Raw genomic sequence first — 15,367 nt, 5'->3', positions numbered from 1 at the left:
AAGTTGGCACGCCGCTTGGATTAATAAAACTGTTTCAGGATGAAAGCTGCGGAGAAGATTCAATGAAAATCATTAATGCCATTATAAAACCTTTTAAGTTAGACGATGTTCGCGAAGCATTGGCTGATGTTGGTATTGAAGGGATGACAGTATCAGAGGTTAAGGGTTTTGGTCGTCAGAAAGGCCACACGGAGCTATACCGTGGCGCTGAGTATCAAGTCGACTTTCTACCAAAAGTAAAACTAGAAATCGCAACCCACGCAGACAATGTGGAACGTGTGGTAGAAGCCATCACAAAAGCGGCGCAGACCGGAAAGATTGGTGACGGCAAAATTTTTGTTTACGACCTGAACCAAGCGGTGCGTATCCGTACTGGTGAAATGGACGCAGAAGCACTTTAAGAATTCAAGGGATTGGAGAATTATCATGGAATTAACAACAACAGTAACTGAATTACGTTACGCACTCGATACCTTTTTCTTCCTCATTTCCGGTGCGTTGGTAATGTGGATGGCAGCAGGCTTTGCCATGCTAGAAGCGGGCTTAGTTCGCTCTAAAAACACAACAGAAATTCTAACTAAAAACATCTGCCTTTACGCGATCGCTTGTACCATGTTCCTATTGGTTGGTTACAACATTATGTATGTTGATAACGGTGAAGGCGGTTGGTTACCATCATTCGGTGCATTAATTGGCACACAAGGTGAAGGTGCAGACCACTCTTTAGAGTCGGACTTCTTCTTCCAAGTAGTATTTGTAGCAACAGCAATGTCAGTAGTATCAGGTGCAGTTGCAGAGCGCATGAAGCTTTGGTCGTTCTTAATCTTCTCAGTTATTCTGACTGCGTTTATCTACCCAATGGAAGGTTACTGGACTTGGGGCGGCGGTTTCCTATCTGAAGCTGGTTTTAGTGACTTCGCAGGTTCAGGTATCGTTCACATGGCAGGTGCTGCAGCAGCTCTTGCTGGTGTATTGCTTCTAGGTGCTCGTAAAGGTAAATATGGCAAAAACGGTGAAATCTACCCAATTCAAGGTTCAAACATGCCACTAGCAACATTGGGTACATTTATCCTATGGTTCGGTTGGTTTGGTTTCAACGGCGGCTCTCAGCTAATGGTGTCTGATTTTGAAAACGCAACAGCGGTCGGTCAAATCTTCCTAAATACAAACGCAGCGGCGGCTGCAGGTGCAATTGCAGCACTGTTAGTATGTAAAACGACTTGGGGTAAAGCTGACCTAACTATGATTCTTAACGGCGCACTTGCAGGCCTTGTAGCAATCACCGCTGACCCTCTATCACCATCACCGCTTTACTCTGTGGCAATTGGTGCGGTATCTGGTGCGTTGGTTGTATTCAGTATCGTTGGTCTAGATAAGATCAAGATTGATGACCCTGTAGGTGCTATCTCTGTACACGGTGTGTGTGGTTTCTTTGGTCTAATGGTTGTGCCACTAAGCAATGGTGATGCAACGTTTGGTGCACAGCTTCTAGGTGCGGCAGTTATCTTTGCTTGGGTATTTGGTGCAAGCCTAGTGGTTTGGACTGTCCTTAAAGCGACCATCGGTATTCGCGTAACAGAAGAAGAAGAGTTAGAAGGTATGGATATGCACGATTGTGGTGTTGGCGCTTACCCAGAATTCGTGACTGTGAAATAACCGACATAACGAAATAACTCGTTACAAAGTAAACATTCAATAACCTGCTCGAAAGAGCAGGTTTTTTTGTGTCACGTCATTGTTTTCTTATTGAACATGCATATAATAACGCAACTGATAAACGTTATCATTAGCATGGTAAAGGATTAAACAATGAAAAAACTGCTAACTCTTTCGGCAATTACTTGCGCAACTCTAGCTCCAACGGCAATGGCAGCTGAAGAAGTGAACGTGTACTCTTACCGTCAACCTTTTCTAGTTGAACCTATGTTCAACGAGTTCACTAAAGAAACTGGCATCAAAGTAAATGTGAAGTTTGCGAAAAAAGGTCTAGCAGAGAAGTTGGCTCAGGAAGGCGAATACAGCCCAGCTGACGTAATCCTTACTACAGATATCAGCCGTCTAGCGGAACTGACTAACAAAGGTCTAGTTCAAAAGGTAGACAGCAAAATCATCGAAGAAAACGTACCAGCACAGTACCAAGACAAAGAAAACGAGTGGTTTGCTCTGACTCTACGTACTCGTAACGTTTACTCTTCACGTGACCGTGTTGGCAAACTAGGTAACGACTTCAACTACGCGGACCTAGCAAAGCCTGAGTTCAAAGGCAAAATCTGTACTCGTAGCGGTAAGCACCCTTACAACGTATCTCTAGTGTCTTCTATGATCGCTCACCACGGTGAAGCTGAGACTAAAGAATGGCTAGAAGGCGTAAAAGCGAACCTAGCTCGTAAGCCTCAAGGTAACGACCGTGCTCAAGTTAAAGCAATCAAAGAAGGTCTATGTGACGTTTCTCTAGGTAACAGCTACTACCTAGGTAAGATGGTTAACGACAAAGAGCAAAAAGCTTGGGCAGACGCGGTATACATCAACTTCCCTAACCAAGAGACAACAGGTACGCACGTAAACATCTCTGGTATGGCGATGGCGAAGTTCTCTCCAAACAAAGACAACGCTGTGAAGCTAATGGAATTCCTAACGGGTGACAAAGCGCAGCAAATGTACGCAGAAGTAAACTACGAGTACCCAGTGAAGGAAGGTGTTAAGCGTTCTGAGCTTGTGGAATCTTGGGGTGACTTCAAAGCGGATTCGATTTCTCTAGACGACATCGCTTCTCACCACGAAGCGGCAATTAAGCTACTAGATGAAGTGAAATTTGACCTTTAATTCCATGTGGGGGTATAACTATACCCCCATTTGATTAAAGGATATGAGATGTATTTGCAGCCGCATTTGTATTTCATACAGCCTTGCAGTATTTAGGCAATGAAGAATAAACATTCTCTATGGAAAACCAGTAGTGGGGCAATTACCCTGTTACTGGTTTTGCCGATCTTAGCGATCTTCTATACCGCCATTGGCGAGACAGATGACCTGTTCACACATTTGATGTCGACGGTCATGCCTACCTATATCTATAACACCGTAGTTCTGACTGCAGGTGTGATGCTCCTTTCTTTGATTCTCGGTATTCCAAGTGCTTGGTTTATGGCGATGTGTAAATTGCCAACTGAGAAGTGGCTGCAGTGGGCATTAGTTCTGCCGCTCGCGATGCCGGGTTATATCATTGGTTACATTTTTACGGATTGGTTTGATTTTGCTGGTCCGATTCAAATCTTCTTGCGTGATATAACCGGATGGGGACCGGGCGAATATTGGTTCCCAGATATCCGTACTTTGAGTGGTGCAACTTTCGTTCTTTCTCTTGTTCTTTACCCATACGTTTACTTGCTTTGTCGTGCTGCATTTATGGAGCAGAACGTTTCTCTACTGCAGAGTGCTCGCTTGTTAAAATGTTCCCCTTGGGAAAGCTTTTGGCGTATTTCTTTACCGCTTGTAAGACCCTCTATCGCTGTTGGCTTGTCTCTGGTTGCGATGGAAACCATCGGTGACTTCGGAACCGTCAGCTATTTTGCTGTGAACACGCTGACTACTGCTGTTTACGATACTTGGCTTGGGTATTCGAACCTCAATGCAGCCGCTAAGATCTCAGCCATGATGTTGATGATTGTGGTGTTGCTATTAAGTGCTGAACGCTACAGTCGCCGCAAACAGAAGTTATTCCAAAGCCAGTTTAATAGTCATGAAGATTTCCGTTATGAGCTAAAAGGCTGGCGAAAATGGGGCGCATTAATTTGGTGTTGGGGATTGGTGGCAATCGCGTTTATCTTCCCATTGCTACAGTTAATTGATTACGCCATCACTTACTTTGCACAAAGTTGGACGCCCGAGTTCCGTGAATACGCATGGAACAGTTTGGTGGTGTCAGTCGTGGCTGCCATCATCGGTGTTGCGATTGCTTTGACAGTGAACTTCAGTCAACGCGTAAACGGTGGCCGTTCGAGCTTAGCGTTTATGCGCCTGTCTTCGATGGGCTACGCTGTCCCTGGTACAGTACTAGCTATCGGTGTAATGGTTGCGGTGCTGTTTATGGACCACCGGGTTAACGATATTGCTAAAGCGATGGAGTGGGGCAGACCTGGGCTTATTTTCTCAGGCTCTATGTTTGCGCTGATTTTCGCGATGGTGGTGCGTTTCTCCGCTGTTGCAATTGGTAGTGTGGAAAGTAACCTAAACAAGATCTCACCATCGTTGGATATGGCTTCCCGAACCATGGGGTGCACGCCAAATACCATGCTGTGGCGAGTGCATTTCCCTTTAGTTAAGCGTGGCGCTTTGATTGCTGGTCTTTTGGTGTTTATTGAGTCGATGAAAGAGCTCAATGCTGCACTACTATTGCGACCATTTAACTTTGAAACCTTGGCGACGTATGTGTACAACTTCGCTTCGGATGAGCATTTAGAGCTTGCCGCACTTCCGGCAGTATTACTGGTTCTCGTTGGGTTGATCCCGCTTGTTGTTGTTAACCGTTCACTGGAGCAAAGTCACTGATGAGCTGCGCATTATCGATTAAAAACCTAACTTGTCAGTATGACGATCAGACTGTTCTTGAGTCTCTTTCTCTAGAGGTTGAACAAGGACAGATTGTCTGTCTACTCGGTGCGAGTGGCTGTGGTAAGACGACACTTTTGAAAGCCATTGCTGGGTTGCTTCCTCTGAGTTCCGGTCAAATGAGCTTGAACTGCCTGACTATTGATGACGGAAAAAACTGGTTGCCACCAGAGCAGCGTAATATTGGTATGATTTTCCAAGATTACGCTTTGTTCCCACATCTAACCGTCGCTGAGAACATTGCTTTTGGCTTAAAGAACGAATCGGCGCAGCAAAAGCTGATTAAAGTCGAAGAGATGCTCGGCTTGGTTCACCTTAAAGGTTACGGCGACCGTTATCCTCACCAACTCTCTGGTGGTCAGCAGCAGCGCGTGGCGATTGCCCGTTCACTGGCTTACAAACCGGATCTTCTGTTGTTGGATGAACCATTTTCCAATATCGACACTCAAGTGCGTCATGAGCTGATCCGAGAGATCCGTAAAATTTTCAAAGAGCAGGGCGTTACCGCTATCTTTGTCACCCACAGTCGTGAAGAAGCGTTTGCTTTTGCCGATAAGATGGCCGTGATGAACCATGGTGTTATTGAGCAGTACGGCACAGCCTCAGAGCTTTATTACCAGCCTTCGAGCAAGTTTGTTGCTGACTTCTTAGGTGGAGGTAGCTACCTTGCTGCGAAGCGAATTTCCGACAATGAATACGAAACCCACCTTGGTGTAGTAGAAGCGAATGCTCAGCAGGAAATTCAACGCGATAGTGAGTGTGCATTACTGCTACGTCCTCAGCATGTACAAATTAAGGTTGATGATGAGAGTGCAGTAAAAGTGCTTGAACAACACTTTATGGGGGATCATTGTCGTTACGTGATTGATGTCAATGGTGACCGATTGTTAGCGACGTCAACTCAAGCATTGAATGTGGGTGATAGCGTTGCAGTGGAAGTTGAAACTCAAGGCGTGTTAGCTTTCGCCTAGTTAATAAAGGCCAGATAGAAAAAGGCCCGGCGGTGATGCCGGGCAAGTGTTCTTCACCTATAGGTTATGTGCTCGAAGCGGGCACAAGGTTCAGTTATAAAGACAAGAAGTCCTTAAACTGTTGAAGAACACGTTCCGCAGTGTCCTTATCTTGCATCTCTGCAAAAATTCGTAGTAGTGGCTCGGTGCCAGAGAAACGAGCGATGATCCAACCGCCGTTCTTGAAGTAGACTTTCGCACCATCTTCATAGCTGACTTTTTCGATTTCAAACTCAAACTCAGGCAACTGCTTTTCAACATAAATCTTGTTGAACAGTACGTCTTTTTGCGCCGGTTTGAACTTGCAATCGCCTTCTGCCATGTAGGCATAGCCGTACTTGCCGTAGATCTCATCCAGCAACTCAGACAGCTTCTTGCCAGTTACTGAAATCATTTCTACCAATAGGCTTGATGCGAATACACCGTCTTTGCCTTTGATATGACCACGAATAGTCAGACCGCCGGAGCTTTCACCGCCAATCAGTGAATCGTCAGCTTCCATTTGAGAACTAATGTGCTTAAAGCCGACCGGAACCTCAAAGCATTTCTCGCCATGATCTTCTGCGACTTTATCCAACAGGTGAGTAGTTGCGATGTTACGTACCACTGAGCCTGTCCAGCCTTTGTATTCAAGTAGGTAGTAGTAAAGCAGCAGCAGTACTTCATTTGGATGAATGAAGTTACCTTTCTCGTCGATAATACCAAGGCGGTCAGCGTCTCCATCGGTACCAATACCAATGTCGTAACCTTCTTGTTCTACAAGGTGCATCAAGCGGTAAAGCGTTGCTGCACTTGGTGATGGCATCAAGCCGCCGAAGTCTGGGTTTTTACCATCGTTGATCACGTCGACTTCACAACGACCGTTGATCAATACGGTCTGTAGTGCGTTTTTCGCAACACCAAACATTGGATCGATCAACACACGTAGATTCGCCTTTTTGATCGCTTCGATGTCGATAAAGTCGATGATTGAGTCAACGAATTCGTTCATCGGGTTGATGATTTCAATCAGCTTATCTTCAACCGCTTGTTCAAAGTCGACGCTTTTTACATCTTGTGTCGTTAGCGTAGCTATTTGTGATTCGATCTTTTCCGTGATGATTTCATCTGCGTCACGACCGCCTTCAATGAAGACTTTAATGCCATTGTAATCGGCAGGGTTGTGCGATGCTGTAATACATGCCGAGTACGCGCAGCCCATTTCCTTCGCTTTAAACATTACGATAGGCGTTGGGACAAATTTGTCGATAAAGCTCACCACAATGCCGTTTGCTGCAAGAACTTCAGCGAACCAACGACCGGCTTTATCGGAAAGAAAACGACGGTCATAGCCAATCACAAAGCCGCGATCAGCAACCGATTCGTTATTCGTGATGTTTGCAACTGCTTGAGCGACCAAACGTACATTATCTTTAGTGAACTCCTCACCGATAAATGCACGCCAACCGCCTGTACCAAATTTGATCATGATTCGATCCTCGATAAGAGCGGCATCCCACCGCCTCTTAAATCTTTGCTAGCGAACCGATGCACTCACAAACTCAGTGCATCGGATAAATCAAAAGGGGAGAAGCTCTCCCCTAAAAGATGATTAACCTAGAGTAACGATAACTTCGTTTACTGAACCTTCCGCTTGAACTGGTACAGAGGCACCATTTACTGCTTCACCGTTCACAGTAATTGACTTAACGCCTTTGCTTACTGAGTCTGGGTTAACGACTTTGATGTTGTACGTTGCACCTAGCCATTGTCGAGTCACTTCGAAACCTGGCCAGTTCGTTGGGATACATGGATCGATAGTCAGACCATCAAAGCCTGTACGCACACCAAGGATAAAGTTGGTAACTGCGAAGTAAGCCCAGCCAGATGTACCTGTTAACCATGGGTGGTTTGCACGACCGTGGTCTTGATGGTCACGACCCATAATGAACTGAACGTATGAGTAAGGTTCTGCAATACGTTTTTCGATGATGTCGTTCTGGTTGTATGGGTTAAGTGCGTCGTAGAACTTCATTGCACGATCACCACGACCCAGTTTCGCTTCAGCTACCCAAGCCCATGGGTTTGGATGCGAGAAGATTGCACCGTTCTCTTTTACGCCTTGGTAAACGCGAGTTACGAAGCCGATATCATCATTCGGTGTTGCAAAAGATGGTGAGTTTAGATGCAGGCCGTATTCGGAGAACAGGTTCTCATCGACTGCGTCCATCGCTTTTTCGCCGCGCTCTTGAGATACCGCGCCAGAAAGTACTGCAAGCGTGTTTGACTCTAGATGCACTCGGCCTTCCGCTTGTTGCGCAGTACCGATCTTGTCGCCATTTTTCGTCAGACCACGGATGTACCAACCGCCTTCGTCATCCCAAAGGTGTGTTTCACACGCTTCACGAACGTTTGCTGCCATCACTGTGTATTTTTCAACGTCGGCTTCTTTGCCTAGGTATTTCGCTAGGTCGATGAACTCCTGCAGTGCCCAGAAATGTAGGAACGATACCATTGAAGATTCGCCGCCACCTAGGTTCAGACAGTCATTCCAGTCTGCACGCAGGCCTTTACAGATACCGGTTTGACCGACGTATTCAGCCGAGAAGTCTAGCGCTGCTTTCATGTGGTCATAAACGGTTGCATCACCGCCGTCTGCGTAAGGGATCACTTCGTCAAAGAAGCTGTGCTCACCGGTTTCCATTACGTACTTACAGATGGTTGGGACTAGCCATAGGTGATCATCAGAACATGTGTCTTCGATGCCGTGAATCTTATCTTCGTCAGAAGGTGTTGGAACTACTGTTGGAGATTTAGATGGTTTAACATCTGCTTTCTCTGGATCGAACCAATCTGGATCGAATAGGTGTAGACCGTAACCCGCCTTTACTTGGCCGCGCAGCAGGTCAACGATACGTTTACGCGTCATTGCCGGGTTAGCGTGAGGAACTGAGATCGCATCTTGCGCTGTATCGCGGTAACCAAGACCAGTACGACCACCCACCTCGATGAACGAAGCAAAACGAGACCACACCACACAAGTTTCTGCTTGGTATAGTGTCCAAGCGTTGATCATGGTGTCTAGACCTTCGTTTGGTGATTTCACTTGGAACTTGCCACAACGCTCATCCCAGTGTGCTTTGATGCCCGCAAATGCATTGTCGACTTCTGCAAGGTCTTGGTACTTAGAACGTAGACGGTCACCGTTGCCTTTACCGATACCTAAAATGTAAGCAAAACGAACTTCTTCACCCGGTTGGATAGTGAATTGCTTGTGCAGAGAGCCACAGTGGTTGTAACACGTTTGTGCTGTGTTGAAACACTTACCTTGTTCTACTGCTAGCGGGTTTGCTTCGTCACGGTATAGGCCAAGGAAGCTGTCACGTTGGCCGTCGTATGAATCTGGGTCAAATGTTGAAGCTAGGTAGTAGAAACCTTCGAAATCGTTGGTGTTGTAGTACAGGTCGTACTCAATCACACCTTCGTTGTATGACGTACCTGCTGAATACAGAGACATCTGATGGTTTTGGTTATCAGATTGAATGTGGCTGAATGAGAACTCAACAAATGAGAATGCGCTGATCGTGCGTGGTTTGTCTGAGGTGTTTTTAATCACTACATCCCAGATTTCAGCGTCTTCGCCTTTTGGCACGAACAGAGTTTTCGTTGCGGTAATACCGCTGTATTCACATTTGAACTTAGAGTAAGACAAGCCGTGACGAACTTCGTAGTTTGCTTCGTCTAGGCTTTTCGCAACTGGTTGCCAAGAGATTGACCAGTAATCACCTGTCTCATCATCACGCAGGTAAACGTAGTGTCCTGGGCGATCGAATGTCGCGTTTGGACGGAATTTAGTAACACGGTTGTATTCTGGAGAGTTGTAGAACGAGTAGCCACCCGCGTTGTGCGAGATAACCGTACAAAACTTCTCAGTACCTAGGTAGTTTGTCCATGGTGCTGGTACGTCAGGGCGAGTGATGACGTATTCGCGATTCTCGTTATCGAAATAGCCGTATTTCATTTGTGTATTTCCTTTTTACTAAGCTGCGCCTGCAGCCAAAAATTTAAAAACTGTTTAAGCGTGATGCGTTGGCATCTAGCTTGGTATTACTTCCACGGTTTACGGTAATTCACTCCCTGCAAGTCGAGCAGAGGAAGGTGACCTTTCAAACGTGATAAATAGTCGGTCCAATCGCGGTGTTGTTTTTCAGTCCAACATGCTTCTGCCATGGCAGTCAGGCGAGGGAAAATCATGTAGTCCATGCGCGATGGGGTGTTGATGATTTCGCACCATAGAGCGGTTTGAATGCCCCAAATGCGTTTTCTGATTGGGTCGTCAGCAGGGACTTCTGCTAACGGCTCGTAGTTGTAAGCTTTTTCTAGTGGCAGTGGATTTGCCCAGTCCACGCCCGGTTCTTCAGGTGCGTAGTCTTGGGTCATATCTAGGTAAGTGGTTTGTGCAGGTTGCAGCACCACATCAAAGCCTTGGCGAGCACAGTTCAATGCTGCTTCTTCGCTTAGCCATGAGTAGATCACCGTATCTTTACTAACCTTGTTGCCGTGTTGAGCTTCTTCCCAACCCAGCATTCGTTTACCCAGTTTGCGAAGTTTGTCTTCTGCATGGCGAAGGAAATGGCCTTGTAGTTCCTTGTAATCGGTGTAACCCAACTTCTCCATAAACGCTTGGCAAGCAGGACTTTTCGACCATACGCCATTAGGCACTTCGTCAGCACCAATATGAACATAAGGAGCAGGGAAGAGCGCAGCGATCTCCTCAAGTACTTTGTCGATAAACTCGTAACTACCCGGCAGAGCAGGGTTGATGACGTTGTCGTTGTAGTGCTGAATGCTGCGATATTCCGTCGTATCCTCTGCTTCAACCAATAGGTGTGGCAGAGCCTTAATCGCAGCACGACAATGACCAGGTACATCAATTTCAGGAATGATAGTGATGCCACGTTGTGCTGCAAATTCGATAACGTCTTTGATTTCTTCTTGCGAGTAGAAACCGCCGTAGCGTTGAGACAAATGGGTGTATTGCGGCTCGATGGTTTCATCAATACCGCGCCATGCTCCAATATCAGTAAGCTGAGGAAGAGATTTGATCTCGACACGCCAGCCTTCATCGTCAGTGAGGTGCCAATGGAACGTGTTGAACTTGTAGTGTGCCAACAAGTTGATCAGGCGTTTTACTTGCTCTACCGAGTGGAAATGGCGAGCGCAGTCCAGCATCATGCCGCGGTATCGAAAACGAGGGCTGTCTTTGATAGAGCAGCACACCACTTCCATAGTATTGGTACTCTCGTCTCGTTTTAGTAGTTGCAATAAGGTCGCACAAGCATGGGTAAAGCCGGACGAAGACCCTGCCTCAATCTTGATCGACTCTTCTGATACTTTTAACTTGTAAGCGCCTTCATCTAGCGTTGGGTTACTTTTGAATAGGATTTTTCCGCTGTTGGATGAAGAAAGCTCAAACTGATGAATACGCTGGAGTTCTTCCTGTAACCACGTTTTTGCTGAGTTGGCTAAGTCAGTATAAATTGCCACGCCAGCTTGCTCGTCAAACGTGAACGAGTGGTCGCTGACCTCAATATGATTAGGCTTTGGCAGCAACGGCTGTGCATGGGTTAAGCTTGCAGGAATCTCACTGCGTTCACGGTAAGGTGACGCTAAAACGATAGGCGTCACATCCACTTGTGCGCGCTGTGGGTTTCCGTCAACGACAAAGTCGATCATCGCTTCATTAAAGCCATCCGAGTAATAACGGAATGGGTTTGAACCAATGCTGAATTCACAGTAATAGTGATGGTTGGCAGCCAGTACCATACCTTCCGGTTTTAGTGTGCAAAAGCTACCAATTTGAGTCAGTTGACCATTTGAAACGCTGTCTGGAAGAATGTAACGATCGAAAGCGAAAGTTAAGCTCCAGCTGTTTAGGTCTTGGTCGCTCAAATTGTGAAAGGTGAGTCCAAAGCGGCAGTTTTGTTTTTGCTCAGAAAGGACCACTAGATCAACACGATATTCCATGCTCACTCCTACTCAACACTCACTGCGTAAAGGTTATGCTCTGGTTTGCCAGCAAACATAATGGCTCCTTCAATTGCATCAAATTGAGGCTCTACCACCCACTGTTGAACTGGTGGAGACAACCAGTTCAGAATTCGCTCTGCGATACTGCCCATTAGACAGATACGAGTAGCCCCACGCTTATTCAGCGCGACTAAGAACATTTCTATATCGGCTGCGGTTTGCTTAAGCATTTCAATCGCCAGTGCATCGCCTTGTTCCGCATGTTGAAAAATTGCAGGAGAAAATTGACCGTAATCGCGAGGCAAAGCCTGTTTAGACCACGCCACTACGTTGTCTATGTCATTTTCAAAATGATTCATGACGTGCGCGGCAAGAGGTGTTTTTTCACGGATGCCATCTTCTGCTAGCAACACTTGTTGGATCAGACGCAACCCCATGACTGCGCCGCCACCTTGATCGGAGATTGGGAACTCACGACCACCAACGACATGTTGCTCGAGACCTTTGAGGAAAATGCCGCATGAACCGGTTCCTGCAATCATGATTGCGCCATCTTCACCGTTATGCGCACCAATACATGCTCCGTAAGCATCGGTATTGAGTGTCATACTGGCAAATGGGTGTTCCAAAGCCATGAATGCTTGCCAAGAGGTTTTATGTTCAGCGCCCGCAAGTGCTAAGCCAACGTGCATAGAAGCAAAGTCTTGTTGGGTGAGCCCGCCTTGTTGTGCTGCTGAAGCAATGGATTCAAGAATCGACGCCATCGCGACTTCTGCACCTAACATAATGTTGGCGCTGCCGCTTTTAGCCTCTCCAACGAAGTTGCCTTGCGTGTCTTTGATACGGGCGCGACAGGAAGTGCCACCGCCATCAATACCTACAAAATACATCCCCATGTTTATTGCTCCTTGAAGGCTTGAGAGTTCGCTAAAGTCGAGATGTGCTGAGCCTGACTCATTACTGCGAGTAGGTACCACGCACCATGCGGGATCCATTGTTCTCCCCAGCGCCAGTTTTGAAGCATGTCGTCTTTCTGTGCTGGTGGATTAAATGCAATGTCTTCCTCATCTTCGAAACCGCCAGTGATGCCGTTGCACACGCCACCTTTTGCATTGAAGAAACCATATTGAGGAAGGTAGTCCGGATTGTTACGACCATGACCATCCAACATGCACATGTCGTACGGGTTCAGACCTACAATCCAGTTGATAGAATCTTGTGCGAGTTTAGAAAGCTGTTGTTTTAGAATTTCTGACTCGATAAAAGGTTGCGCCAAATAAGCCATGGTTGCCAGTGAACCTAAGCGAGCATTCTCACCTTGCCACCAGTAACCCGATTCATTGTTGTGTGCCACAAAGAACGCATCGCGTTTTGCTTCGTCCACGCCTTTTACATATTGGCGTGGGTAACCAAATGGGTTCTTCACTCTATTGGTGATAGAGACTTCAAACTCACAAGCTTGAGTGATGATTTGTTTTGCTACTGAAGCGCGCTCAGAGTCGTCTTCAATCGCCAAGTATTCGCACAGCGCGATAACAGGAAGTCCTGCTTCTGCCGCATGGAAGTAAGGGCGGCTGCCATCTTGATTGGCTGCCCAGAAATGTTGAATGTGCTCATCATTCATTTGACGAGCAGAAAGGCGGTTTGCCCACACGCGGCTTTCTTCTAGGTAGCGTGTTTCTTTAGTGGTCTTAAATAGCTCAACCGCTGCAAGTAATGCGCAGTATTCATCGATGATGTTCTCTTCACCATCGTTTAGGTATTGGGTGTTGTGCTCTTTTAAGTGCCAGTAGCCGTTTTCTGCTGCATTACGGTATTTTTGTTGGTCGAATTCACCATGAAACTCTAGGCGTGCTGCTGAAGCTAATGCCGCAATGCTAACGCCAGCTCCTTGTCGGTAACCGGCTTGGTAGTCATCAAACTTATGACCAAGTTGGGTTTCGTAGGCACAGATTTCACGTTGAGCTGTGTCTTTACTCCACTTGTCGAATACGGTCATGTAGAAGAAACCTTTTTCGTTTTGCATACGAACAAGGAAGTCTGCACCGAACAGGGCTTCTTCAATAAGGCGAGTAGCAGTGAATTTAGCCAGTTTGTCGTTGCCGTCTAGCAGGGACAAACCTTTCAACATGTTCCACACCACCATAGGGGTCTGCTGCGGGTTTAGGTAGTTTGCGTATGACAAATGGCTCAGATATTTGCTGACATCGCCTGACGCGTCATACCAACCACCATGAACATCTGCGGTTTCGTCGGAATTTAGCAGTGGAGCCTGACGATCTTGTTGATCGAAAATGCCGCCGCAGCGCTGAGATTTAAAATAATGGATCACATCTGAAAGCGTGCGATCGAAAAGAATATGTTCGCCGATCTCAAAGTGAGATGAACGCAAATGGTCGAAACGAAGGTAATAGTTACCTGGAGTGTTAAATGAAGAAAAGTCGATAAGGTAGAAATGACCTTGATGCCAGTTCGCTACTTTGCCTTGCTTTTCTACCGTCAAGGTTGCAACGGTTTGATGGCTATCGGCACAAACCAACAAAGCCGTATAAGAAGACAGGCGTGGTCGGCTCGTCTGGATGATCGCTTTCTTAGGGCCCAGACGCTCGTAACCAATGTGGTTAGTCAGTAGCAGCATTCAATCTCTCCGGGAAACAATAAAATATAAAGGGAAAAAGGGGTCAGATTGATACCTGACCCTCGTTATGATTAATCTTCGAATAAGTAACAACGAACAAAATGGTTATCAGACAGTTGCGTCACACCAGGCAGTCGCTCGCGACATTTTTCTGTGGCATGAACACAGCGTCCTGCAAATGGACAACCGACGGATTCTGGCGTCCAAAGTGGGATTTCACCTTTGTTGCCTTTCAACTTCTCGTGAATTGACTTTGATGGATCTGGCACGGCTGAAACCAGTAGTTGCGTGTATGGGTGTTGAGGATCGTGAATGATTTCCTCTGTGTCACCCCACTCAACCATGTGACCCACGTACATAACCGCAAGATCTTCAGCAATGTAACGCGCTGTCGCGATGTCGTGAGTGATGTAAAGAAGAGACATTTGCTTCTCAAACTTCATCTCTTCCATCAGGTTAAGAACACCAGCACGGATCGATACGTCAAGCATTGATGTTGGTTCGTCAGCCAGTACCACTTCTGCACCAACTGCAATGTTACGAGCCAAGTTCACGCGCTGACGTTGACCACCAGAAAGTTGGTGTGGGAACTTTTGCGCCGTTTCTTTTGGTGGAATAAGACCAACTTGTTCTAGTAGGTCGTACACGCGCTCTTCCAACTCTTTTTTGTTGCCCGGTGATACCTTCTTGTGGATGAGAAGAGGACGAGCAATATGGTGGAAGATGTTGTGTGTTGGGTTTAGCGAGCCAAACGGGTCTTGCCATACCATTTGCACGCCTTCACGGTAAGCCATCAAATCGTGACGAGAAGTGATGTCTTGAATATCACGACCTTTGTACTCGATGATGCCATCGGTTGGGGCGTACATTTTCGCAATCATTTTTGCGGTAGTAGATTTACCTGAGCCAGACTCACCTACCACTGATAAACCGCGGCTTTTGTACATTTTGAAAGATACGTCGTTGATTGCACGCATCTTAGATTGTTTGATTGAGTTACTGTTTAAAGGGAAGTCCTTAACGACATTTTTACCTTCAACCAGCAATTCGCCGAATTGTTTGCTCATAATTCTCTCCAGTGTAATTTTTTTCTTAGCTAGCG

General features: G+C 46.5%; 11 protein-coding genes. 5 read left to right on the top strand and 6 right to left on the bottom strand.

The genetic code is table 11. The features are described 5' to 3' along the window. Positions 1-62 precede the first annotated feature (62 nt). The 5 genes from VCHENC03_RS03825 (at position 63) to VCHENC03_RS03845 (ending at position 5,579) form a co-directional block, all read left to right on the top strand. Positions 63-401 (top strand): P-II family nitrogen regulator, encoded by a 339-nt coding sequence (locus VCHENC03_RS03825; protein ID WP_005439398.1) that lies wholly within the window; start codon positions 63-65, stop codon positions 399-401. Between the two features lie 25 nt (positions 402-426). Further along, positions 427-1,656: an ammonium transporter gene (locus VCHENC03_RS03830; RefSeq protein WP_009707547.1), complete on the top strand. Its 1,230-nt coding sequence runs from the start codon at positions 427-429 to the stop codon at positions 1,654-1,656. 153 nt (positions 1,657-1,809) lie between these two features. Then, positions 1,810-2,823 (top strand): Fe(3+) ABC transporter substrate-binding protein, encoded by a 1,014-nt coding sequence (locus tag VCHENC03_RS03835; RefSeq protein ID WP_005439400.1) that lies wholly within the window; start codon positions 1,810-1,812, stop codon positions 2,821-2,823. Between the two features lie 99 nt (positions 2,824-2,922). Then, positions 2,923-4,548: an ABC transporter permease gene (locus VCHENC03_RS03840; RefSeq protein WP_009707546.1), complete on the top strand. Its 1,626-nt coding sequence runs from the start codon at positions 2,923-2,925 to the stop codon at positions 4,546-4,548. Then, positions 4,548-5,579 carry an ABC transporter ATP-binding protein gene (locus VCHENC03_RS03845; protein ID WP_009707545.1) on the top strand — a complete coding sequence of 344 codons (1,032 nt, stop codon included), beginning with the start codon at positions 4,548-4,550 and terminating at the stop codon, positions 5,577-5,579. Before VCHENC03_RS03840 ends, VCHENC03_RS03845 begins: the two co-directional genes overlap by 1 nt. Before the next feature lie 94 nt (positions 5,580-5,673). Here VCHENC03_RS03845 and VCHENC03_RS03850 read toward each other — a convergent pair whose 3' ends face one another. The 6 genes from VCHENC03_RS03850 to VCHENC03_RS03875 all read right to left on the bottom strand — a co-directional run bounded on the left by VCHENC03_RS03850 (position 5,674) and on the right by VCHENC03_RS03875 (position 15,332). Further along, positions 5,674-7,086 (bottom strand): phosphoglucomutase/phosphomannomutase family protein, encoded by a 1,413-nt coding sequence (locus tag VCHENC03_RS03850; RefSeq protein ID WP_005439403.1) that lies wholly within the window; start codon positions 7,084-7,086, stop codon positions 5,674-5,676. 123 nt (positions 7,087-7,209) lie between these two features. Then, positions 7,210-9,618: a GH36-type glycosyl hydrolase domain-containing protein gene (locus tag VCHENC03_RS03855; protein ID WP_009707544.1), complete on the bottom strand. Its 2,409-nt coding sequence runs from the start codon at positions 9,616-9,618 to the stop codon at positions 7,210-7,212. A gap of 86 nt (positions 9,619-9,704) precedes the next feature. Then, positions 9,705-11,624 (bottom strand): beta-N-acetylhexosaminidase, encoded by a 1,920-nt coding sequence (locus VCHENC03_RS03860; RefSeq protein WP_009707543.1) that lies wholly within the window; start codon positions 11,622-11,624, stop codon positions 9,705-9,707. An 8-nt stretch (positions 11,625-11,632) separates the two neighbouring features. Continuing rightward, on the bottom strand, positions 11,633-12,523 hold the full coding sequence (locus tag VCHENC03_RS03865; protein ID WP_009707542.1) for an N-acetylglucosamine kinase: 891 nt from the start codon (positions 12,521-12,523) through the stop codon (positions 11,633-11,635). Between the two features lie 2 nt (positions 12,524-12,525). Then, positions 12,526-14,265 carry a glycoside hydrolase family 9 protein gene (locus VCHENC03_RS03870; RefSeq protein WP_009707541.1) on the bottom strand — a complete coding sequence of 580 codons (1,740 nt, stop codon included), beginning with the start codon at positions 14,263-14,265 and terminating at the stop codon, positions 12,526-12,528. A 71-nt stretch (positions 14,266-14,336) separates the two neighbouring features. Further along, positions 14,337-15,332 carry an ABC transporter ATP-binding protein gene (locus VCHENC03_RS03875; protein ID WP_009707540.1) on the bottom strand — a complete coding sequence of 332 codons (996 nt, stop codon included), beginning with the start codon at positions 15,330-15,332 and terminating at the stop codon, positions 14,337-14,339. Between the last annotated feature and the right edge of the window lie 35 nt (positions 15,333-15,367).

This window comes from Vibrio sp. HENC-03 (assembly GCF_000305755.2).
In the GTDB taxonomy this organism is placed as follows: Bacteria; Pseudomonadota; Gammaproteobacteria; order Enterobacterales; family Vibrionaceae; genus Vibrio; species Vibrio owensii.
The sequence above is the reverse complement of the archived record's forward strand: the minus strand, read 5'-3'. Positions and strand labels throughout refer to the sequence as shown.

Coding starts and splice junctions, on each gene's coding strand:
- VCHENC03_RS03825 (WP_005439398.1), top strand. CDS start 63: ATGAAAATCATTAATGCCATTATAAAACCTTTTAAGTTAGACGATGTT.
- VCHENC03_RS03830 (WP_009707547.1), top strand. CDS start 427: ATGGAATTAACAACAACAGTAACTGAATTACGTTACGCACTCGATACC.
- VCHENC03_RS03835 (WP_005439400.1), top strand. CDS start 1,810: ATGAAAAAACTGCTAACTCTTTCGGCAATTACTTGCGCAACTCTAGCT.
- VCHENC03_RS03840 (WP_009707546.1), top strand. CDS start 2,923: ATGAAGAATAAACATTCTCTATGGAAAACCAGTAGTGGGGCAATTACC.
- VCHENC03_RS03845 (WP_009707545.1), top strand. CDS start 4,548: ATGAGCTGCGCATTATCGATTAAAAACCTAACTTGTCAGTATGACGAT.
- VCHENC03_RS03850 (WP_005439403.1), bottom strand. CDS start 7,086: ATGATCAAATTTGGTACAGGCGGTTGGCGTGCATTTATCGGTGAGGAG.
- VCHENC03_RS03855 (WP_009707544.1), bottom strand. CDS start 9,618: ATGAAATACGGCTATTTCGATAACGAGAATCGCGAATACGTCATCACT.
- VCHENC03_RS03860 (WP_009707543.1), bottom strand. CDS start 11,624: ATGGAATATCGTGTTGATCTAGTGGTCCTTTCTGAGCAAAAACAAAAC.
- VCHENC03_RS03865 (WP_009707542.1), bottom strand. CDS start 12,523: ATGGGGATGTATTTTGTAGGTATTGATGGCGGTGGCACTTCCTGTCGC.
- VCHENC03_RS03870 (WP_009707541.1), bottom strand. CDS start 14,265: ATGCTGCTACTGACTAACCACATTGGTTACGAGCGTCTGGGCCCTAAG.
- VCHENC03_RS03875 (WP_009707540.1), bottom strand. CDS start 15,332: ATGAGCAAACAATTCGGCGAATTGCTGGTTGAAGGTAAAAATGTCGTT.